General features: G+C 75.5%; 20 protein-coding genes. 6 read left to right on the top strand and 14 right to left on the bottom strand.

What is annotated here, in order from left to right:
- Positions 1-50: 50 nt before the first annotated feature.
- Genes QSK52_RS14430 through QSK52_RS14420 form a run of 3 tightly spaced genes read right to left on the bottom strand, consistent with a single transcriptional unit; the run spans position 51 to position 2,708 of the window.
- On the bottom strand, positions 51-581 hold the full coding sequence (locus QSK52_RS14430) for a methylated-DNA--[protein]-cysteine S-methyltransferase (RefSeq protein WP_285736417.1): 531 nt from the start codon (positions 579-581) through the stop codon (positions 51-53).
- A complete protein-coding gene (locus QSK52_RS14425) occupies positions 578-2,164 on the bottom strand; it encodes a DNA-3-methyladenine glycosylase 2 family protein (protein WP_285736416.1) in 1,587 nt (528 codons plus the stop codon). The genes QSK52_RS14430 and QSK52_RS14425 overlap by 4 nt, the downstream gene beginning before the upstream one ends.
- Before the next feature lie 40 nt (positions 2,165-2,204).
- Positions 2,205-2,708, bottom strand: a complete 504-nt coding sequence (locus QSK52_RS14420) for a MarR family winged helix-turn-helix transcriptional regulator (RefSeq protein ID WP_285736415.1) — start codon at positions 2,706-2,708, stop codon at positions 2,205-2,207.
- Between the two features lie 156 nt (positions 2,709-2,864).
- Between QSK52_RS14420 and QSK52_RS14415 the strand changes: the two genes are divergently transcribed.
- The gene (locus QSK52_RS14415; RefSeq protein WP_285736414.1) at positions 2,865-4,289 is read left to right on the top strand and encodes an MFS transporter; all 1,425 of its coding nucleotides are present in this window, start codon (positions 2,865-2,867) and stop codon (positions 4,287-4,289) included.
- Between the two features lie 128 nt (positions 4,290-4,417).
- Here the strand turns inward: QSK52_RS14415 and QSK52_RS14410 are convergent, their stop codons facing one another.
- The 3 genes from QSK52_RS14410 to QSK52_RS14400 form a co-directional block, all read right to left on the bottom strand.
- Positions 4,418-5,146 carry a DUF305 domain-containing protein gene (locus tag QSK52_RS14410; RefSeq protein ID WP_435053246.1) on the bottom strand — a complete coding sequence of 243 codons (729 nt, stop codon included), beginning with the start codon at positions 5,144-5,146 and terminating at the stop codon, positions 4,418-4,420.
- A complete protein-coding gene (locus QSK52_RS14405; RefSeq protein WP_285736413.1) occupies positions 5,143-5,874 on the bottom strand; it encodes a DUF3105 domain-containing protein in 732 nt (243 codons plus the stop codon). The genes QSK52_RS14410 and QSK52_RS14405 overlap by 4 nt, the downstream gene beginning before the upstream one ends.
- Before the next feature lie 112 nt (positions 5,875-5,986).
- Positions 5,987-6,577 carry a hypothetical protein gene (locus QSK52_RS14400; RefSeq protein WP_285736412.1) on the bottom strand — a complete coding sequence of 197 codons (591 nt, stop codon included), beginning with the start codon at positions 6,575-6,577 and terminating at the stop codon, positions 5,987-5,989.
- 251 nt (positions 6,578-6,828) lie between these two features.
- Between QSK52_RS14400 and QSK52_RS14395 the strand changes: the two genes are divergently transcribed.
- Positions 6,829-8,316, top strand: coding sequence for a protein phosphatase 2C domain-containing protein (locus QSK52_RS14395; RefSeq protein WP_285736411.1), 1,488 nt, complete (start codon positions 6,829-6,831; stop codon positions 8,314-8,316).
- 287 nt (positions 8,317-8,603) lie between these two features.
- Here QSK52_RS14395 and QSK52_RS14390 read toward each other — a convergent pair whose 3' ends face one another.
- From QSK52_RS14390 to QSK52_RS14380, 3 genes are read right to left on the bottom strand one after another with little or no spacing between them, the layout of a single operon-like run.
- A complete protein-coding gene (locus QSK52_RS14390) occupies positions 8,604-9,206 on the bottom strand; it encodes a TetR/AcrR family transcriptional regulator (protein WP_285736410.1) in 603 nt (200 codons plus the stop codon).
- 59 nt (positions 9,207-9,265) lie between these two features.
- Positions 9,266-9,427, bottom strand: coding sequence for a hypothetical protein (locus QSK52_RS14385; protein WP_285736409.1), 162 nt, complete (start codon positions 9,425-9,427; stop codon positions 9,266-9,268).
- A 51-nt stretch (positions 9,428-9,478) separates the two neighbouring features.
- Positions 9,479-10,243, bottom strand: coding sequence for a GntR family transcriptional regulator (locus QSK52_RS14380; RefSeq protein ID WP_285736408.1), 765 nt, complete (start codon positions 10,241-10,243; stop codon positions 9,479-9,481).
- A 101-nt stretch (positions 10,244-10,344) separates the two neighbouring features.
- Between QSK52_RS14380 and QSK52_RS14375 the strand changes: the two genes are divergently transcribed.
- Both QSK52_RS14375 and QSK52_RS14370 read left to right on the top strand, forming a co-directional pair.
- Positions 10,345-10,581: a hypothetical protein gene (locus QSK52_RS14375; RefSeq protein WP_285736407.1), complete on the top strand. Its 237-nt coding sequence runs from the start codon at positions 10,345-10,347 to the stop codon at positions 10,579-10,581.
- Entirely contained in the window at positions 10,578-10,799 is a 222-nt protein-coding gene (locus tag QSK52_RS14370; RefSeq protein WP_285736406.1) for a hypothetical protein, read from the top strand. Before QSK52_RS14375 ends, QSK52_RS14370 begins: the two co-directional genes overlap by 4 nt.
- Positions 10,800-10,862: 63 nt before the next feature.
- On the opposite strand, the gene QSK52_RS14365 is transcribed toward QSK52_RS14370, so the two are convergent.
- From QSK52_RS14365 to QSK52_RS14355, 3 genes are read right to left on the bottom strand one after another with little or no spacing between them, the layout of a single operon-like run.
- The gene (locus QSK52_RS14365; protein ID WP_285736405.1) at positions 10,863-11,909 is read right to left on the bottom strand and encodes an agmatine deiminase family protein; all 1,047 of its coding nucleotides are present in this window, start codon (positions 11,907-11,909) and stop codon (positions 10,863-10,865) included.
- 48 nt (positions 11,910-11,957) lie between these two features.
- Positions 11,958-13,679, bottom strand: a complete 1,722-nt coding sequence (locus tag QSK52_RS14360) for an urease subunit alpha (RefSeq protein WP_285736404.1) — start codon at positions 13,677-13,679, stop codon at positions 11,958-11,960.
- A 31-nt stretch (positions 13,680-13,710) separates the two neighbouring features.
- Positions 13,711-14,421, bottom strand: coding sequence for an urease subunit gamma (locus QSK52_RS14355; protein WP_285736403.1), 711 nt, complete (start codon positions 14,419-14,421; stop codon positions 13,711-13,713).
- Between the two features lie 592 nt (positions 14,422-15,013).
- On the opposite strand from QSK52_RS14355, the gene QSK52_RS14350 reads away from it, so the two are divergent.
- A complete protein-coding gene (locus tag QSK52_RS14350; protein WP_285736402.1) occupies positions 15,014-15,421 on the top strand; it encodes an ATP-binding protein in 408 nt (135 codons plus the stop codon).
- Between the two features lie 261 nt (positions 15,422-15,682).
- Positions 15,683-17,881, top strand: a complete 2,199-nt coding sequence (locus tag QSK52_RS14345; RefSeq protein WP_285736401.1) for a SpoIIE family protein phosphatase — start codon at positions 15,683-15,685, stop codon at positions 17,879-17,881.
- Positions 17,882-17,896: 15 nt separating this feature from the next.
- On the opposite strand, the gene QSK52_RS14340 is transcribed toward QSK52_RS14345, so the two are convergent.
- Entirely contained in the window at positions 17,897-18,904 is a 1,008-nt protein-coding gene (locus QSK52_RS14340) for a DUF2637 domain-containing protein (protein WP_285736400.1), read from the bottom strand.
- A gap of 145 nt (positions 18,905-19,049) precedes the next feature.
- Entirely contained in the window at positions 19,050-19,850 is an 801-nt protein-coding gene (locus QSK52_RS14335; RefSeq protein ID WP_285736399.1) for a (2Fe-2S)-binding protein, read from the bottom strand.
- Positions 19,851-19,878 lie beyond the last annotated feature (28 nt).

The following is a 19,878-nucleotide window of genomic DNA, read 5'->3' as shown; positions in this document are numbered from 1 at the left end:
CCACGACCCGCCCGGTCGCGGGCGCTCCCGGCGACCCGCGGCGACCGGCCTCAGAACAGCCGGTCGCCGCTCTCGTGCGCCAGCAGCCAGCGCTTGGCGTCGATGCCCGCGGCGAAGCCGGTGAGGCTGCCGTCGGCGCCCATCACGCGGTGGCAGGGGCGGACGATCAGCAGCGGGTTGGCGCCGACCGCGCCGCCGACGGCGCGCACCGCGCGGGGGGAGTGGCCCGCGGCGTCGGCGAGCTGGCCGTAGGTGAGGGTGGTGCCGTACGGGATGTCGTCGAGGGCGGCCCAGACCTGCTGCCGGAAGGGGGTGCCGACGGGGGCGAGCGGCAGGTCGAAGGTGGTGCGCTCGCCCGCGAAGTAGGCGGTGAGCTGGGCGACGGCCGGGGCCAGGGCGTCGGCGTCGGGCTCCCAGTCGGCCGCGGGGGCGGCGAGCGCGCCCTTCTGGCCCGGGGCGGTGACGGCGCTCAGCGCGAAGCCGCCGTCGGCGGCACGGGTGCCGCTGAGCAGCAGCGGGCCGAGCGGGCTGTCCATGGTGGTGAACACGGTGGTGGGCGTGGCGGCCGGTGCGGTGGTCATGACTGGTCCTCGCGGGTCTTGCGGGTACGGGGGACGGTGCGGTGGTGGTCGGCGGCGGCCGTCCACAGGTGGTGCAGGGCGTAGGAGCGCCAGGGCGCCCAGGGGGCGGAGCGGTCGGCGGCGGCGCGCGGGTCGCCGTCCGCGCCGAGGGCGCGCAGGCCGTCGCGGACGCCGATGTCGGTGGGGAGGAACACGTCCGGGTCGGCCAGGGCGCGCATCCGCAGGTAGCCGACCGTCCACGGGCCGATGCCGGGCAGGGCGAGCAGTTCGGCGGCGGCCTGCTCGCGGTCCACCCCGCGGTCGAGCCCGACGGTGCCGTCGGCGAGCGCCGCGCACAGCCCGAGCAGGGCCCGGCGCCGGGCCCGCGGCATCGCCAGGTCCTCCGGGTCGGCGGCGGCCAGCGCGGCCGCGGTCGGGAACAGCAGGCGCAGTCCGCCGTCGGCGGCGGGCAGCGCGGTGCCGTACCGCTCGGCGAGCCGTCCGGCCAGGGTGCGGGCGGCGGCCACCGTGACCTGCTGGCCGAGCACGGCCCGGACGGCCAGCTCGTGCGGGTCGACGTGCCCGGGCGAGCGCAGTCCCGGCCGGGCGGCGGCGAGCGGGGCCAGCAGCGGGTCGGCGGCGAGCCGGGCGTCCACCGCGTCCGGGTCGGCGTCCAGGTCGAACAGGGCGCGCAGCCGGTGCACGGCCGTGGTCAGGTCGCGCAGGTCGGTGAGGGTCAGCCGGCAGTCCAGCCACCCCCGGTCCGGCCGGTCGCCGGGCCCGAGCCCGTCGACCTCCGCCAGGCCGTGCCCGTACGGGAGGGCCAGCGTGCGCCGGTAGGTGCGGGTGCCGGGGAGCGGGCCCGGGACGACCTCCTCGACGCCCGGGACGGCCCGCAGGCCGAGGAAGTCGAGCAGGTGGCCGGTGTCGATCGCGCCCCGGTAGGCCAGCCGCAGGCTGAGCGTGCCGCCCGCGGCCGGGGTGCGGCGGTGGCCGCCGCGCTCGGTGCGCAGCGCGGACGGGGTGCGGTCGTACACCTCGCGGATGGTGTCGTTGAACTGCCGGACGGAGGCGAAGCCCGCCGCGAACGCCACGTCGGTGACCGGCAGTTCGGTGGTCTGCAGGAGCAGTCGCGCGGTCTGCGCACGCTGCGCCCGGGCCAGCGCGAGCGGGCCCGCGCCGAGTTCGGCGGTCAGTTGGCGCTGGAGCTGCCGGGAGCTGTAGCCGAGCCGGGCGGCCAGCCCGGCGACGCCCTCCCGGTCGACCACGCCGTCCCCGATCAGCCGCATCGCGCGGCCGACCAGGTCGGCCCGGTGGTTCCACTCCGGCGAGCCGGGCACCGAGTCCGGCCGGCAGCGCCGGCAGGCCCGGTAGCCCGCGCCCTGGGCGGCGGCCGCGGTCGGGTAGAAGGTGCAGTTGGTGCGCTTGGGGGTGGTGGCCGGGCAGCTCGGACGGCAGTAGATGCCGGTGGTCCGCACCGCCGTGAAGAACACCCCGTCGAAGCGGGCGTCCCGGCTGTCCACCGCCCGGTACCTGGTCTCGTCGTCGATCACGCCTTCCAGTCTGCGTGATCCCCGGGGTGCCGACTGGCGGGAATCGGACATCGCCGTGGGCGGTCCGGGCGCCCCGGTCCGGGGTCCCGGTTCAGCGCAGCGGGTCGGTGCCCGCGAGGGAGTGGGCGAGGCGGTCGAGGCCCGGGAGGGCGCGCATGACGGCCTCGCGGTCGGCGGGGGTGAGGCTCTCCAGGGCGGTGGCGAGGCGGCGCTCGTGGGCGCTCTGCCAGTCGCGCAACTGCTGGTGGCCGGCCCCGGTGAGGGCGATCCGGGCGGTGCGGCGGTCGCCGGGGTCGGGCTGGCGGTCGACCAGGCCCGCGTCCAGGAGCTTGGAGATCAGGCCGCTGACGGTGTTCGGGGCGAGGCGCTGGCGGGCGGCCAGCTCGCCGACCCGCAGCGGGGAGGCCGCCAGGGTCTGGAGCAGCTCGACCTGGGCCATCGGCAGCGCCTCCCAGGGGAACTCCGAGCGGATCGAGCTGCGCAGCGCCCGGCGGAGCCGGGTGATCACGTCGGTGAGCTGCTGCGCCCCGGCGAGCGCGTCGGCCTCGGCCGCAGGTCCGGGCGGGTGCGGGGCGGGCTGGGGCTGCGAGGACATGGCGGACAGCGTAGCGCCCGGCAACCGGCGGGCTACCGGGAGTCCACCCGTCGAACGGCCGGGGCGGCGGGCCGTCGGGCGGGGAGGGCGCGTCGGATCGCTCGGGAACGGAAACACTCCTTGAGCGAATATGTCGGAAGCAGATATGTTCGGCGCATGGCTGAATCCGCGGCGGCCTCCCGGCTGCTCGACACCCTGCAACTCGCCGAACGCCCCCGCCCGCGCGCCGTCGCCCGCTGGCCGCACGCGCACTGGCTGGCCGTCGGCACCGTCTGTCTGGGCGCGTTCCTCGGCCAGCTCACCGCGAGCGTCACCTCGCTGGTCTTCCCCGCCCTGGAGGGCCACTTCGCCGCCTCCTTCGCCGCCGTCGAATGGGTCTCGCTGGCGTACCTGCTGGTGCTGGTCGCGCTGCTGGCCCCGGTCGGGCGGCTGTCCGACCTGGTCGGCCGCAAGACCGTGTACCTGGGCGGGTTCGCGGTGTTCGCGGCCGCCTCGCTCGGCGCCGGACTCGCCGGGAACCTGGGCCTGCTGATCGCCTGCCGGGCCGTGCAGGCGGTCGGCGGCGCGATGATGCAGGCCAACAGCGTCGCCCTGGTCGCCCGCGGCGTGCCCGAGCGGGCGATGCGCACCGCGCTCGGCGTGCAGGCCGCCGCCCAGGCCCTCGGCCTGGCCCTCGGCCCGACCCTCGGCGGGCTGCTGGTCGCCCACGCCTCCTGGCGCTGGGCGTTCTGGGTCAACGTGCCGGTCGGCGTGCTCGGCATGCTGGCGGGCTGGTTCCTGCTGCCGCGCACCTTCCCCGACGGCCGCTGCCCGGCCCGCACCGCCCGCGAGGGACGCTTCGACCTGGCCGGTCTCCTGCTGCTGGCCGCGGCCTCCACCGCGCTGCTGCTCGCCCTCTCCGCCGCCTCCGGCCTGCCGCTGCCCGGCCGGGCAGTCGCCGTGCTGCTCGCCGTCTCCGCCGCCGCGACCCTCGCCCTCGTCCGGCAGGAGCGCCGCGCCGACCTCCCGATCGTCCCGCCCGGCCTGGTCAACACCCCCGGCATCCGGGCCGGACTGCTGGTCGCCCTGATCGGCTACCTGCTGCTGTTCTGCCCGCTCGTGCTGGAACCCGTCGTCCTCGCCGGACACGGCACCGGCACCGCCGCCGCGGGCGCCGCGATCACCGCCCTGCCCGCCGCGTTCGCCGTCGCCGCCACCGCGGGCGGCGCCCTGCTGCCCCGCCGCTGGAGCGACGCCGCCCGCTGCCGCTGCGGAGCGCTCGCCGCCGCCGCCGGACTGCTCCTGCTCGCCGCCCTGCCCGCCCCCGGCCCGTGGACGACGGCGCTGCCGCTGCTGCTCACCGGCTACGGCCTCGGGCTGCTGCTGCCCGCCAACAACGCCCTGGTGATGCGGGCGATCCCCGCGCAGAGCTCGGCCGTCGGCGGCGGACTGGTCAACATGGTCCGCAGCCTCGGCACCGCCCTCGGCACCGCCCTGCCGGTCCTGGCCGTCCACCAGGCCGGGACGGCGGCGGGCGGCCGCGCCGTCCCGCTGCTGCTGGCGGCGGTCGCGGTGCTGGCGGTGCGGCTCTGCAAGGGCTGAAGGCGGGGCGAGGGGGCGGAGGCGGGGCGAGGGGGCGGAGGCGGGGCGAGGGGAGCGCCGAACGCCCGAGGGCGCCGTCCGGTGGGTCGGACGGCGCCCTCGGGGCGGCACGGCGGGGTGGCGGTGCGTCAGGGAGCGGGCTGGGCGCCGCGCTCGTGCAGCATGTCGGTCATCAGCTGGATCTCGGCGTGCTGCGCGTCGACCATGCCCTGGGCGAGCCGCTTCTCCGGGGCGTTGCTCCCCGCGTCCACGTACGCCTGGGCCATCTCCGCGCCCGCCTGGTGGTGCTTGATCATCAGCTGCAGGTAGTACACCTCGGCGTCCCGGCCGCTGAGCGAACGGAGCCGGTCCAGTTCGGTGTTGGTCGCCATGCCGGGCATCAGCGAGCCGTCGTGGGCCTCGTAGGTGTGGTTCATCCAGGCCATCGGCTTGGCGGTGGTGTTCTGCGACAGGCCCCACTGGTCGAGGAAGCCCATCAGCATGCCGCGCTGGTTCGCCTGGGTGTTGATCACGTCGAACGCGAAGCCGCGCACCGCCTCGTCCTGGGTGCGGTCCCGGACGATGAACGACATGTCGATGGCCTGCTGGTGGTGCGTCGCCATGTCGCGGGCGAACCCGGCGTCCGCCGAACCGGTGGCCGGTGCGGCCGAGGCGGCCGCCGTGCCCGCCGAACTGCCGGACGCGGGCGTGCTGCCGGAGACCAGCGCCGGGACGCCCAGCCCGAGCGCGACCACGGCCGCGAGCGCGGCGGGCCACCAGAACGCCCGCCGACCGCGCCGGACGGCCGGCTGCTCCGCGCCTTCCGCGGGCTCCTCGTACTCCTGCTCCGGCTCCTCGCCGACGGGGGCGGCGGTCACATCTGCCCCGAGCTGCAGCTGGCGCCCTGCTCCAGGGTCTGCGGGCCCTGGACGTACTTGGCGAAGAAGGTCTCGACCCGCGGGTCGGTGGCGGAGTCCACGACCAGCTGGGTGCTCCACGCGGTCAGCGTGATGGTGCCCTGCTCGTCCGGGTACGGGCTCATCATGCTGTACGGGGTGGCCTTGACCTTGTCGCTGAGGGTCTTGATGTCCTCCGGGGTGGCCTTGCCGTTGTAGGTGACCCAGACGGCGCCGTGCTCCAGCGAGTGGACCGCGTTCTCGTTCCTGACCGGCTTGTCGTAGACGTTGCCCATGCAGGTCTGCCAGACCGGGTCGTGGTCGCCGCCGACCGGCGGGGTCTGCGGGTACTTCACCTCGGTCTTGACGTGGTTCTGGGTGAGCTTGCCGAAGGTCTGCAGACCCGGGATCTCGGCCTTCGCGGCGTCGTCCTTGGCCTTCTGCGCGGCCTCGGCGGCCGCCGTCGCGGCGGCCTTCTTCTTGTCGTTCTTGTCCTTGGCGTCCAGCGCCAGCCAGGTGCCGCCGCCGATCATGGCGAGCACCAGGACGGACGAGACGCCGATGGTGAGGATCTTGTTGCGGCGCTCGCGGCGCTGCTCGACGGCGCGCAGCTCGGCGATCCGGGCCCGGCGGTCGGCCTGCTGGGCGGCCTTGCTGCCCGGCTTGGGCTGCTTGCCGGTGGGGTTGGACTGCTTCGAGGCGGAACCCATGGATGTCTTCCTTGTCCCCGCCGTGGCGAGCACGGCGGTCTGCGGTGGGGTGGGGGCAGCGGAGCCGCCGACCTCCCCGCTCGGCGGGGCGCAGGTCGGCGGTGGGTTCCGCTCAGGACCGGTGAACCTGCAGGACGTGCAGGTCGGGGGCGTGGTGCGACCCCGTCGGGGCGCCGGGCGCCGAGGCGGCCGGCACCACCGGCGGGGCGACCAACTGCGGTCGGACGGCCGTGCCGGGCTGCGGGGGCGCGTTCGGCAGGTGCGACTCCGGGCCGCAGAAGGGGTGGCTGGAGCAGCCGTGACCGGGCACCGGGCCCGGACCCTCCGCGGTGCACAGGATGAACTCCGGACCGGAGCCGTCCACGGCCGCCGACGGGTGGTGCGACACCGCCGCGTGGCCGACCGCGACCCGGGCCGCCGACCGCGACGTCGACGCGCCGGTGGCCGGCTTCGCGGCGGACGCCGGGGTGGAAGACGGCGCGGGGGCGGAGGCGGGGGCGGAGGAGGAGGCCGGTACGGAGGCCGACGCGGACGTGCCGGGCGGCTCCTGGCCGGGGGCCGGGGCGCTCAGCGTCCGGGCGCTCGCCGCGCAGGGCAGCAGCGCGAGCAGGGCCGCCAGCAGCAGCGACCACAGCACCGCCACCGGACGGAGCACCGCGAACGCGGGTCCTTCGGGGCGAGTACGAGATCCTGGCGCGGCCATGCGCACATATTAATCAGCCGATCGGGTGAAGCGGTGCCCCCTTCGGGCTCTCATTTTCCGGCCGAAAGCCCGCCACCTCCCTCTCCGAAGGCCCTGTTGGAGCCCGTCCGGACCCGCCCCGCCCCGGCCGGACCACCCGTGGCCGGAACCCTCCCCGGGCGTCCGCGCGATGTTCCGAATCCCGGACACCGTCGTCGTCCTTCGGAAGAATGACGTGACGTCCGGCCCCCTCACGGATCAGGAGCGGTCAGTTGAACGAGCAGGGCGCACCCAGGCAGCCCCGTCCCGACGACACCTGGTGGCACACCGTCTACGCGGGCCCCGCCGACACCCTCCCCGACACCCCCGCCGCGAGCGCCGACACCGGAACCGTCGACGACTGGTTCACCACCGCCGCCGGGCTCATCGCCCCGCAGCGCCGCCCCCCGGAGGGCGCCCCGGAACAGGCGGTGGCGGCGGAAGCGGAGGAGCCGCCGCCCGCACCGTCGCCGCGCAGCTGGGCCGAGGCGGCCTGGCCCGAGCTCCAGCCGGACCTTTCGAAAGAAGCACCGCCGGCGGCACCGCGGCCCACGCCTACGCCTGCGCCTGCGCCCACGCCCACGCCTGAAACGACGCCGACGCCGACGCTGGCGGACCTGCCGTTGGTCGAGCCGGAGCCGGAACCCGAACCCGCGCCGGAGCCCGAGCCGGAGCCGGAACCCGAACCCACGCCGGAGCCCGAGCCCGGGGGCGAGCGGGCGGCGGAGCCCGTGCCGCAGCCGGTGGCCGTCGCGGACCGCCCGCAGCCGGAGCGGGCCGCGCCCTGGCTGGGACGCCCGCAGGCGCCCGCCGTGCCGCACGTGGGGGAGCGGCCCCCGACGTACGCGCCCGAGCCGACCGCCCTGGCCGCCGCCGACCCGGCCGGGCTGGCCTCGATCGTGCCCGACACCGCCATCGACGGCGCCCAGTTCGCGGGCACCACGCTGCGGGCGGTGTCGATCCGCGGCGACTCGGCCCGCTACCGGGGCGAGCCGCGCACGGACGCGCTGCTCACCGTCCGGTTCGGCGAGCGGGAGGAGGCGCTGGTGCTGACGGTGCTGGCCGCGCCCGCCCGCCGGGCCAACGCCCAGTGGGGGTCGGCCGCGGCCGCGGAGGCGGCCCGGCAGCTCGCCGCCGCGATCGGCCGCAGCCGGGCCGAACTCGCCGCGGACCTGCGCGCCGGGGCCCGCGACCGCCTCCGCTACGGCCTCCAGCGGATCGCCCTCCAGGCCGCGGTGCACCTGCGCAGCGCCGCGGAGGAGGCCGCGGCCGACGGGGACGCGCCGTCCGACCTGCCGCCCGAGGAGACCGCCTCCCTGCACTGCCTGCTGATGTCCGCCGACCCGGCCGCGACCCACCGCGCCGCGTTCGGCACCGGCCCGGGCGGGCTCTACCTGCTGCGCTCCGGGCACTGGATCGACGCGTACGCCGCGCGGCTGCTCCACCACCCCGACGGGCAGCCCCCGCTCCCGCCGGCCGCGATGCCGCCGCCGCGGCCGTTCCGCTTCCGCCTCGTCCCGGCGACCTCCGGCGACATCCTGCTGCTCTGCACGCCGGGCCTGGCCACCCCGATCGCCGAGGAGCCGGCCGTCGCGCACTTCCTCTCCAGCCACTGGGCCCACCCGCACCCGCCCGGCACCGTCGACTTCCTGCGCCAGATCCAGGTCCGCGCCAAGGGGTACGCGGACGACAGGAGCGCGGCGGCGGTCTGGACGGAGTAGCCGTCGGGCACACGGGCATGCACCATCAGGGGCCCGGGGAACGGCGGGCTCGGGGCTGCTGCGGGTTCACTGCCGTTGCGTGCGGTGGCTTCGGGTTCTGTTCAGGCGGCCCGAAGCAGCACGGACACATCGATGGGCTCCGGCCGTCAGCAGCACGGACTCGCCGTTCCCCGAGCCCCTGATGGTGCATCCCGCCGTTCTCCCCGAGCCCCTGATGGTGCATCCCGCCGTTCTCCCCGGGCCCCTGATGGTGCATCCCGCCGTTCTCCCCGAGCCGCTGAAGGCCCTCAGAGGCCGAGCAGGGCGTGGGCGGCGGAGGTGGCCTGGGTGAGGGCGGCCTCGCGGGTGGTGCGGGGGAGGCCGATGGCGAGGGGGACGGCGAGGCCGTCGAGGAGGGCGCGGAGCTGGGTGGCGCGGTCGGCGACGGGGGTGGTGGCGGGGAACAGGCCGGTGGTGCGGCCCTCGTCGAGGAGGGCGGTGAGGTCGTCCTGCCAGGGGGCTTCGATGTCGAGCTGGCCCTCGCGGAGTTCGGCGGTCCCGGGGGAGCGGCTCCAGACCTCGATCCACAGCGCCCAGCGGGGGTCGCCGGGGCCTTCGGGGAGGTAGAGCTCCAGGTAGCGGGCGAGCCGTTCGAGGACGGGGACGTCGTGGCGGGCGAGTTCGCGGCTGCGCTGCTCGCCGAGCGCGGTCTCGCTCCAGCGGAGGGTCTCCAGCAGGAGCTGGTCCTTGCTGCCGAAGTAGTAGAGGAGGTGGCCCGCGCTCATGCCCAGTTGCTCACCGAGTCCGGCCATGGTGAGCCGGGCGAGGCCGTGTTCGGCGATCGCGGTGCGGGCGGCGGCGTAGACCTCTTCGCGGGGGCGCGCCGGCCGGCGGGTGCGGGGCTGCGCCATCCGTACTCCTCGGTGCGTTGCTGTTCGGGTCCAGTCTCCCGCACGGGGTGGGACGGGGGTCACCAGCCGCCGTGCTCGCGGCTCTCGGCGGTCTCCCGGCGGCCGTCGGCCAGCCCGGCGCGGTAGGCGCGGCGGAGCAGGGCGGCGGCCTGCGCGGGGTCGAGGCCGGGGGCGAGGCGGAGCAGTTCGGCGACGAGGTCGTCGAGGGTGTCGGTCTCCATGGCTCCATCACACCGCCGCCCGGCGGGGTGTGCCCACCGGTGGGCGGCCGGTCAGGCCCCGGGCGTCGGCCGGTGGCCGTACTCGCTGGACCAGCGTTCGCCGGGCAGGACGAGGTCGGCGGTCTCGACGGGGCGGCCGGTGGCCCGGTCGTAGTGGGTGCGGCGGATGGCGAGGGCGGGGGTGCCGGGGAGCTGGGCGAGCGCCTGGGCCTCGGCGCGGGTGAGGTGGCGGGCGGTGACCCGTTCGACGGGTTCGCCGACCTCGATGCCGATGACGGCCATCCGGGCGGCGACGCCGAGGCCGGAGTACGGGCCCGCCTCGGGCAGCACGATCAGGTCCTGTCCGGTGACGGACATCGGCTCCCAGGACTCGGCGAGGTAGCCGGGTTCGCCGTCGACCAGGTAGACGTACGAGGTGTGCATGACCGGGGTGCCGGTCTCGACCTCCAGCCGCCGGGCGATCTCCGCGGTCGCGGCCTCGGTGGTGGAGTGGCTGCGCCAGCTCGGGGTGACGCCCTGTTCGGCGAGGCCCGCGGTGTCCGGTCCGGGCCCGCCGTCCGCGGGGCGGCGGCGGACCAGGGCGCGGTGCGGTTCCTGGTCGCGGACGAAGTAGCCGCGGCCCTGCCGGGCGGTGACCACGCCCTCCTGCTCCAGCAGCCGGTACGCGGACTGGCCGACGCCGTGGGAGAAGCCGTACTGGCTCTGGAGGTCGGCCAGGGACGGGAGTTGACTGCCCGGCGGGTACTCGCCCGCGGCGATCCGTTCCCGGATCTGCTCGGCCACCTGCAGGTAGGCGGAGGGCCCGCTGGTGGTCATGGAACGTCCTCCGAAGTGTGCGGTCCGGCCGATTGGTGACACAGTATCCCGCGGGGCACTACTCTACGTGTAGAGCTTTGCCCTATGTGTACTCTGGGGGAGTGGTGCAGATCAGCACGCGTGCGTCCGACCTGCGGACGGCGATCGAACGGGCCTCGGGCGCGCAGGCCGACGTGCGGTTCGCCGTCGGCAGCACCAGGATCAGCATCCCCTCCCCGCCGGACGACGCCCCGACCTGGAGCGAACTGCTCAAGGCGCTGCGCACCGCCGACCGCTGGGGCTCCGTCACCGCTGACGGACGGACCGTCATCTGGGCCCAGATCGAGGAGGAGTCGTGACCGCCGACCAGTCGCAGGCCGGACCGCAGCCGGACAGTCTCGAACACCACTACCGGCCGTGCCGGGAGTGCCCGCGCTGCACCGCGGGCACCGGCCGCGCCCCGGTGCTGGAACGGGACTGCTGGGACGCCTTCCTGACCGGCACCGTGGCCGCCCTGGCCGAGCGCCGCCACCGCGAGCGCCGCCGCGAGGAGCAGGGCGGGGCGTCCGACCGGTAACGGCCGCGGGCCGGAACTCCCCTCGCCCGGAGGGGAGTTCCGGCCCGCGGCCGTTCACCGCGCTCAGGCGCGCGGCTGCTGCTGGGTGATGCAATGAATGCCGCCGCCGTTGGCGAAGATCTCGCGGGCGTCGACCAGTTCGACGGTGCGGCCCGGGTACGCCTTCTCCAGGATCGCCTTGGCCTGCTCGTCGCGCGGGTCGTCGAAGGCGCACAGCACGACGGTGCCGTTGGCCACGTAGTGGTTGATGTACGAGTAGTCGACCGGCTCGCCGTCCTCGTCGAACAGGACGGTGGGGGCCGGGAGTTCGATGACCTCCAGGGTGCGGCCGCGGGCGTCCGTGGCGGCGCGCAGCAGGTCGGCGAGCTCCTGGCAGACGGCGTGGTCGGGGTGGGCCGGGTCGGGCTGGGAGTGGACGACCACGGTGCCGGGGCGGACGAAGGCGGCGACGATGTCGATGTGGCCGCGGGTGCCGAACTCGTCGTAGTCGCGGGTCAGTCCGCGCGGCAGCCAGATCGCCTTGGTGGTGCCCAGGTGGGCGTGCAGCTCGGCCTCGACCTGCTCGCGGGTCCAGTCGGCGTTGCGGCCCTCGCCGAGCTGCACGGTGTCGGTGACCAGGACGGTGCCCTCGCCGTCGACGTGGATGCCGCCGCCCTCGTTGATCAGCCGGGAGGCGAAGCGCCGCACGCCGGTCAGGTCGGTGATGTGCTCGGCGATGTCCTGGTCCTTGTCCCAGCGGGCCCAGGACTGGGCGCCCCAGCCGTTGAACACCCAGTCGGCGGCGGCGAGTTCGCCGTCCGCGCCGAGCAGGAAGGACGGCCCGATGTCGCGCATCCAGGCGTCGTTCAGCGGCCGCTCGACGAGCTCGACCTCGGGGGCGACGTACCGGCGGGCCTCCTCGCTCTCGCCGGTGTTGACCACCAGGGTGACCGGCTCGTACCGGACGATCGTGTTGGCGACCTCGGCCCAGGCGCGGCGGGCGGCGTCCAGCTGCTCGGCGCCGTCGAAGGTCGGGTTCGGGGTGGGGAAGGCCATCCAGGTGCGCTCGTGCGGGTGCCACTCGGCGGGCATCCGGAAACCGAGCGAGGCGGGGGTGGGGGAGCTGGTCATGAGGGTGAAGTCCTAAGCGAGGGAAGGGTGTTGTTCGATCGGTGGGGGTCAGAGGAAGTAGAGGCGGCTGAGCGATACCGAGTCGGCGGGCGCCGAGCGCAGCGGTTCGCCGTCCAGCGAGACCAGCCCGGTCTCGGAGACGTCGACCTGCCCGATCCGGCCGTTGCGCAGCATCGCGCGCGGCCCGATGCCGCGGGTGCCGCGCACGCCCACCCGCCGCCTGCGGGTGGGGAGTTGGTCGCCCGCCACGTCCAAGTAGGCGGACTCGGCTGCGGCCTGGGCGACGAACGCGACCGAGAGGTCCGCGGCGGTGGCCCCGTGCGCGCCGAACTGCGGCCCCAGGACGAGGGGTTCGCAGCGGTCGGTGGAGGCGTTCGGGTCGCCGACCACGCCGTACGCGGGGAACCCGGCCTTCAGCACCAGCTGCGGCTTGGCGCCGAAGTGGTCGGGGCGCCACAGCACGACGTCGGCCAGCTTGCCGACCTCCAGCGAGCCGATCTCGTGCGAGAGCCCGTGCGCGATCGCCGGGTTGATGGTCAGCTTGGCGATGTAGCGCAGCACCCGCTCGTTGTCGTCGCCGCCCTCGGCCGTCCCGTACGAGCCGGTGCCGTCGAGCGGGCCGAGTTCGGCCTTCATCTTCCCGGCCATCGCGAAGGTGCGGCGCACCGTCTCGCCCGCCCGGCCCATGCCCTGGGCGTCGGAGGAGGTGATGCCGATGACGCCCAGGTCGTGCAGGACGTCCTCGGCGCCCATCGTCCCGGCCCGGATCCGGTCGCGGGCCATCGCGGCGTCGCCGGGCAGGTCGGGCTTGAGGTCGTGGGCGGAGACGATCATGTCGTAGTGCTCGCCCAGCGCGTCCCGGCCGAACGGGAGGGTGGGGTTGGTGGAGGAACCGATGACGTTCTCCACGCCCGCCATCTTCAGCACGTTCGGCACGTGGCCGCCGCCGCAGCCCTCGATGTGGAAGGCGTGGATGGTGCGGCCCTCCAGCACCGCGAGGGTGTCCTCCACCGACAGGCACTCGTTCAACCCGTCGGTGTGCAACGCCACTTGGACGTCGTACTCCTCGGCGACCCGCAGCGCGGTGTCCAGCGCCCGGGTGTGCGCGCCCATGTCCTCGTGCACCTTGAAGCCGGAGGCGCCGCCCTCGGCCAGCGCCTCCACCAGCGGGGCCGGGTCGGAGGACGAACCGCGGCCCAGGAAGCCGATGTTGACCGGCCAGGCGTCGAAGGCGTTGAAGGCGTGCCGCAGCGCCCACGGCGAGTTGACGCCCACGCCCCAGACCGGGCCGAACTCCTGGCCGATGATCGTGGTCACGCCGGAGGCCAGCGAAGCCTCCATGATGCGCGGCGACAGCAGGTGCACGTGGGTGTCGACGGCGCCCGCGGTGGCGATCAGGCCCTCGCCCGAGACGATGGTGGTGCCGGTGCCGACCACCACCTCCACCCCGTCCAGGGTGTCCGGGTTGCCCGCCCGGCCGATCGAGGCGATCCGGCCCGCCCGGATGCCGATCGAGGTCTTCCGGACGCCCTGCACCGCGTCGATCACCAGCACGTTGGAGATCACCACGTCGCAGGTCTCGCGGACCGCGGCGGGCTTCAGGTGCAGGCCGTCCCGGGCGGTCTTGCCGAACCCGGCCAGGAACTCGTCGCCCGGGGCCTGCGAGTCCGACTCGACCCGGACGATCAGCCCGGAGTCGCCGAGCCGGACCCGGTCGCCCGCGCGCGGGCCGTGCACCGAGATGTAGTCGTGCGGGGTGATGGCGCTCATGCGGGGTCCTTCCGGGTGGTCGAGGGGGTGGTCACTGGGCCGGCTCCGCGTCGTCGAACTCGGTCAGGTAGCCGGTCGCCCGGGCCTTGGCCAGCGCGGCCTCCTTCGCGCCCGGCGCGTCCAGCGGGCCGTCCACCAGCCCGGCGAACCCGATCGCCACCCGGGCCCCGCCGATCGGCACCAGACCCACCTCGACCGTCGCGCCCGGGTCGAAGCGCACCGAGGAACCGGCCGGGACCGCCAGGTGCGTGCCGTACGCGGCGGCCCGGTCGAAGGCCAGGCGCGGATTGGACTCGAAGAAGTGGAAGTGCGAGGTCACCGAGATCGGCACCGCGGCGGTGTTGTGCACCGGCAGCAGCAGCACCTCCTCCACCGGGTCGTACCCGGCGCCGTCGCCCGGCAGCGCCGCGCCCGGGGCGTCCTCGCCGAGCGAGCCCGCGCCGCGGAACGGGTCGGTGACCACCGCCAGCCGCGTCCCGTCCTCGAACACCGCCTCCACCTGCACCACCGTCACCACGTCGGGGACCCCGGGCAGCACGTCGTCGGCGCCCAGCACCGTCCGCCCGGCCTCGATCGCCTCCGCGAGGCGCCGCCCGTCGCGGGCCGCCTCGCAGACGGTGTCCGCGATCAGCGCCGTCGCCTCGGGGACGTTCAACCTCACGCCCCGCGCCCGCCGGGCGCGGGCCAGCTCGGCCGCGGTGAAGATCAGCAGCCGGTCCCGTTCAGTGGGGGTCAGTCGCACGGTGCCTCGCTTTGAGGGAGTAGCGGGGTGGGTGGAGAGGGGTGTCGGTAGCGATGTTAGAACGCCGTTCAAACTTAGCACCGCCGACACTCCCGGCAAGGGGGGAGGGGCGGGAGGCGCGTTTTCAGGGGCCCGGGGAACGGCGGGCCCGGGGCTGCTGGCGGTGCACGGCCGGTGCGTGCGGTGGCTTCGGGTTCTGTTCAGGCGGCCCGAAGCAGCACGGACACATCGATGGGCTCCGGCCGTCAGCAGCTCGGACCCGCCGTTCCCCGGGCCCCTGACGGGGCCGCTGCGCGGCGCGCGCCGAGCCGTTTCCCGGGCCCCTGGCGGGGCCGCTGCGCGGCGCGGGCTGAGCCGTTTCCCGGGCTCCTGGTTCGTTCCCCTTCGTCCGCCGAGGGGTTTTCCGGTGGTTCAGTGGGCAAGAGGAAGGCGAGAAGAACGGTCACCGGCCCGGTGGGGGACCGGGGTGGCCGTCCCGGAACTACGGCGGGGGCGTACGAGGTTGATGGACGGTCAGGCAAGGTTTCCGCGGCAGCGGTCGGCTTCGTGGCGGGAGGGGGCCGAGTACCGGGGGCCGGTGCAGGACGCGCCGGTGGCGCACCAGCCCGGGTGCGCGCTGCACCGCCGCCTGCACGCCTCGCTGGACGCGGCGGACCTGCCGGCGGTGGGGGTCATCCGGCGCCGGCTGCGGGCGGCGCTGGAGCACTGGGGCGTCGCGCCGGAGCTGGCCGACACCGCCGAGCTGCTCGCCTCCGAGCTGGTCACGAACGCGCTGGTGCACACCGGCCGGGGCGCGGTGTTCGACGCGGTGCTGACCGAGGCGTCGCGGTTGCGGGTCGAGGTGCAGGACGGCGCCGGTCAGGTGCCCAGTCGGCGGCCCGCCTCCGAGACGGCCACCTCGGGGCGGGGGCTGCTGCTGGTGGAGTCGCTGGCGGACGACTGGGGCGTGCAGTTGCGGGCGGACGGGAAGACCACCTGGTTCGAGCTGTCCGCGCTCTGATCCGGGGGAATTCCGGGGCCGTCGCCGGGCCGTTGCCGAGGTGCCGCCGGGCCGCTGCCGGGGTGCGCGGCGGGTGAATATGCCAGGGGCGATCGTGTGCGATCCGTGCCGTTCGGCGCACCGGCATTGCCGCATTGCCGAACATACGAGAGGCTAGTGAGAATGTGTGCCAGGAGGCACACCCAACCATCGCGGTCCGGCCGGCCCAGCAGGGGGCACGGACAACCACCGGCCGCCAGGCAAGGCACCGGCAGGAGAAGTATGGCCACAGAGCCCGAGGCGCCTGGGCCCGCCCGCCGCACCCCGCCCGCCCAGGCCACCAGGAACGAGACCACCGCGCACCCGCTGCGCACCGCCGTCGGCCCCGCCGCCGGTCGCACCGTGCCGCCGCCGTCCGGTCGCGGCCTGCCCACCCGTACCGGGGACTCCAGCCCCGAGTGGCTCGAACCGGCGATGGCCGCCAACGGCATCGGTTCCTTCGACTGGGACATCCGGCGCGACGTCCTGGTCGGCGACCAGCGGGCCTGCACCATCCTCGGACTGGTCGGCCAGGCGTTCGACCGGACCTCGGCCTCCTTCCTGGCGCTGCTCCACCCCGAGGACGCGCCGGTGGTGCGCCGCCGGGTCGAGCGGGCCGTCGCCGAGCTCGGCCAGTGCGGCGCCTACTACCGCACCGTCTTCCCGAACGGCGAGCTGCACGCCGTGCGCTTCCGCGGCCGGGTCCTCGCCGACGCCTTCGGCCGCCCCTCCCGGATGGTCGGCTTCGTCTGGGACGCCACCGTCGAACTGCGCAAGCGCGAGCGCGCCGACGAGCAGGCCCAGCTGCGCGAGGAGCGCTCCCGGTTCATCAAGGAGGCCGCCCGGGCGCTCTCCGAGGCGGTCACCGTCCGGGACGTCGCCCGGGTCTTCACCGAACTCCCGCTGCCCGGCCTCGGCCCCGACGGCCTCGCGCTGGCCTCGCTGGAAGCCGGACGGATCGCGCTGCTCGGCTCCAGCGGCTACCACAACGGGCTCAGCGACCAGTTCGACCGCATCCCGCTCGCCCCCACCCACCCCGCCGCCGAGGCGATCCGGCAGCGCGCCCCGATCTTCGTCTCCAGCCGCGAGGAGTACCGCGAGCGCTACCCCGCGGCCTGGGACTGGGCCGAGGAGAGCGGCCGCTCCTCCTGGGCGTTCCTCCCGCTGATCGCCAGCGGCCGCCCCACCGGCATCTGCGTGGTCTCCTTCGACGACGCCCGCGAACTCGACACCGACGAGCGCACCCTGCTCTCCACCCTCGGCGGGCTGGTCGCCCAGTCCCTGGCCCGGGCCCGCCTGCACGACGCCGAGCACGAGCTCGCCGCCGGACTGCAGCGCGTCATGCTGCCCCGCACCGTCCCCGCCGTCCCCGGCGTCAGCACCGCCGTCCGCTACCTCGCCGCCGGTTCCGGCCTGCAGATCGGCGGCGACTGGTACGACGTCGTCCCGCTGCCCGGCGGCCACGTCGGCCTGGTCATCGGCGACGTCCAGGGCCACGACGTGCACGCCGCGGGCATCATGGGCCAGCTGAGGATCGCGCTGCGCGCCTACGCCGCCGAGGGCCACCCGCCCGCCGCCGTGATGGCCCGCGCCTCCCGCTTCCTCGCCGACCTCGACACCGACCACTTCGCGACCTGCACCTACGCCGAGGTCAACGTCGACTACGGCGTGGTCTACGCCGTCCGGGCCGGACACCTCGACCCCGTGGTGCGCCGCGCCGACGGCACCGCGCACCCCGTCCCGGTCTCCGGCGGCCTGCCGCTGGGCGTCGACCCCGACGAGGAGTACCGGGTCACCCGGTTCAGCCTCGACCCCGGCGAGACGGTCGTGCTCTGCACCGACGGACTCGTCGAGGCCCGCGACATGGACCTCGACACCGGGTTCGCCCGGCTCTGCGCGACCGTCTCCGGCCACCTCCCCGGCATCGACGAGTCGCCCCGCGAACCGCTGGAGGAACTCGCCGACCGGATCGCCAACCAGGCCTCCGACAGCAGCGAGCGCGAGGACGACATCGCGCTGCTGCTGCTCCGCTGGGACGGCCCCGCGGGCGGGCGCGCCGCGCAGCAGCTGCGCCGCCGGATCGGGCAGGCCGACCTGGCCCGGATCTCCGAACTGCGCGGCGAGCTCCGGGACGCGCTGCGGCGCTGGGGCGTGCCCGAGCTCATCGACACCGCCGAGCTGCTCTCCTCCGAACTCGTCACCAACGCGATCCGGCACACCGACCGCGACGCGATGTTCACCGCCCGCCTCTACCAGGAGCAGGGCCGGGCCCGGCTGCGGGTCGAGGTCGAGGACGAGTCCGACCTGTGGCCCACCCGCCGCACCCCCGGCGAGCAGGCGTCCTCCGGCCGCGGCCTGATGCTGGTCGAGGCGCTCGCCGACACCTGGGGCGTGGAGCCCCGGGGGAGCGGCAAGCGGATGTGGTTCGAGCTCAGCACCTGAGCGCCGGGGGCCCGCTCAGCCGAACTGCTGCTCCAGGTCCTTGAGCTTCTGCTCCAGGGAGTCGAGCCGCGGGAGCGTCACGGTGTCCTCGTCCGGGGTGAGGTCGATGCTGCGGTGCGGGGTCGGGGTCGCGGGGAGGCCGGCCGGGGGTGCTATGGCGGGCTCCGTCGGGGCGGTGGGGGCCGCGGGGGCGGCGGGTTCGAGCTGGCGGGTGGTGCGGTGGCGCCAGCCGCTGCCGGGCTGGCGGCCGATCGCGCGGATCTCGGCGCGCTCGCGGCGGGAGGCCAGCCGACGGCGTTCGCGGTCCTCGGCGGCGGTCCGCTTGTCGTCGCGGACCTCCTCGACCGCCTCGTCCAGGGTGCGGACGCCCTCCAGCAGCATCAGCGACCAAGCCGCGTACGTCTCGCGCGGGGCGCGCAGCCAGCGGACCACCCGGATCTGCGGCAGCGGGCGGGGGACGAGCCCCTGCTCGCGGAGGGCGGCGACCCGGGTCTGCTTCAGGGCCCGGTCGAACAGCACCGCCGCCGAGAGCGACATCCCGGCGAAGAACTGCGGGGCGCCGTCGTGGCCGAGGCCGCGCGGGGCGTGCACCCAGTTGAACCAGGCGGACGCGGCGGCGAACAGCCACACCAGCAGGCGGGAGCCGAGCGCCGCGTCGCCGTGGCTGGCCTCGCGGACGGCCAGGACGGAGCAGAACATCGCCGCGCCGTCGAGCCCGAACGGGACGAGGTACTCCCAGCCGCCGGAGAGCCCGAGGTTCTGGACGCCGAAGCCGACCAGCCCGTGGAAGGAGAGCGCGGCGGCGACCCCGGCGCAGCAGAAGAGCAGCAGGTAGGAGGCGCCGCCGTAGAGCGACTCGGCGCGGCGGCGGCGCTCCTCGGCGCGCTCCCAGGAGGAGTCCGGGCCACTGCCGGTGGCGGCGGAGCCGGTCCGGCCGCGGGCGAAGGCCAGCAGGGCGACGGCGGCCACCAGGACGGCCGTGCCGGCGACGGCCCAGCCCAGCGGTATGTCCGACAGTCTCATGAGCTGATCCAGCCTCGCTTTCCGCGTCGTGATGGCGGGGACCATCATGGCGGAGAAATTCGGCGATCAGGACGGGATCGGGGCCATTACCCCGTTAGGGGGGAATTTCCGGTCGGGGGGTGGAATTACTGTCGGATCGTCAGGGTTATTTGGCGCGCGGGCAGCTGGCGCAGAGCTCGGCCGGGCGGACGGTGTAGTACAGGCAGCAGCTGACCCGGGTCCGGGTCCGGGCGCCGTCCGTCCCGCGGAAGCCGGGCGTGCCGACGAACGGGGCCGCCGCGGCGTCGCCGGTGAGCAGGGCCTCCAGCGCGGCCACCGCCCGGGGCTCCGCGCCGAGCAGGCCCGCCGCGTACCAGAGGGCGTCCACCACGTCGTCGGTGACCAGCGCCCACAGGGTGCGCGGACCGCGGCGGACGCGGGGGCGGAAGGCGTCCAGGACGGGCGCGAAGTGCTCGGCGAGCGCGGTGCGCAGGGCCGCGTCGAGCGCCGGGCGGTCGGGGACGACCAGGGCGCCGGGGCGGTCGGCGGCCGGGTCGCCGGGCAGGCAGTGGAAGCCGGCCGGACGGGCGGTGAGCTCGCCGGTGGTGCGGTTGATCGAGACCCGGGACGGCGGCAGCAGCGGGACGCGGGACTCCAGCAGCCAGGGCAGGGTGAAGGCCAGCGAGACCGGCCAGGCGTAGCGGTGCAGGCTGAACCCGGCGGTGACGTCCGGCCGGGTCGGGGTGCCGTACAGGTCCAGGCCCAGGCGCTCGTCGAAGGCGATCATCGCCGCCAGCGCGGCCGGGTCGTCGGCCAGCGCCGCGGCGGTGGTCCAGCCGGGGCCGGTGCGCGGGGCGGCGTGCTGGATCCGCAGGTCGGGGAAGGCCCGGGACAGGCGCAGCCAGCTGCCCCGGCAGGGGAGCGCTTCGAGGGACGAGGGGGACTGCTCGACCTGGTGGGCGGTCACGCGGGCTCCCGGGGTGGTGCTCCCGGGG

This window comes from Kitasatospora phosalacinea (genome assembly GCF_030268885.1).
In the GTDB taxonomy this organism is placed as follows: Bacteria; Actinomycetota; Actinomycetes; order Streptomycetales; family Streptomycetaceae; genus Kitasatospora; species Kitasatospora phosalacinea_C.
This window is presented reverse-complemented; position numbering and strand designations above follow the sequence as displayed.

Bases quoted from the DNA above. Each gene is read 5' to 3' on its own strand.
- QSK52_RS14405 (WP_285736413.1), bottom strand. From the start codon at position 5,874: ATGGGTTCCGCCTCGAAGCAGTCCAACCCCACCGGCAAGCAGCCCAAG.
- QSK52_RS14385 (WP_285736409.1), bottom strand. From the start codon at position 9,427: ATGGAGACCGACACCCTCGACGACCTCGTCGCCGAACTGCTCCGCCTC.
- QSK52_RS14390 (WP_285736410.1), bottom strand. From the start codon at position 9,206: ATGGCGCAGCCCCGCACCCGCCGGCCGGCGCGCCCCCGCGAAGAGGTC.
- QSK52_RS14425 (WP_285736416.1), bottom strand. From the start codon at position 2,164: ATGTCCGATTCCCGCCAGTCGGCACCCCGGGGATCACGCAGACTGGAA.
- QSK52_RS14340 (WP_285736400.1), bottom strand. From the start codon at position 18,904: ATGAGACTGTCGGACATACCGCTGGGCTGGGCCGTCGCCGGCACGGCC.
- QSK52_RS14400 (WP_285736412.1), bottom strand. From the start codon at position 6,577: ATGGCCGCGCCAGGATCTCGTACTCGCCCCGAAGGACCCGCGTTCGCG.
- QSK52_RS14430 (WP_285736417.1), bottom strand. From the start codon at position 581: ATGACCACCGCACCGGCCGCCACGCCCACCACCGTGTTCACCACCATG.
- QSK52_RS14360 (WP_285736404.1), bottom strand. From the start codon at position 13,679: ATGAGCGCCATCACCCCGCACGACTACATCTCGGTGCACGGCCCGCGC.
- QSK52_RS14415 (WP_285736414.1), top strand. From the start codon at position 2,865: ATGGCTGAATCCGCGGCGGCCTCCCGGCTGCTCGACACCCTGCAACTC.
- QSK52_RS14365 (WP_285736405.1), bottom strand. From the start codon at position 11,909: ATGACCAGCTCCCCCACCCCCGCCTCGCTCGGTTTCCGGATGCCCGCC.
- QSK52_RS14420 (WP_285736415.1), bottom strand. From the start codon at position 2,708: ATGTCCTCGCAGCCCCAGCCCGCCCCGCACCCGCCCGGACCTGCGGCC.
- QSK52_RS14345 (WP_285736401.1), top strand. From the start codon at position 15,683: ATGGCCACAGAGCCCGAGGCGCCTGGGCCCGCCCGCCGCACCCCGCCC.
- QSK52_RS14380 (WP_285736408.1), bottom strand. From the start codon at position 10,243: ATGACCACCAGCGGGCCCTCCGCCTACCTGCAGGTGGCCGAGCAGATC.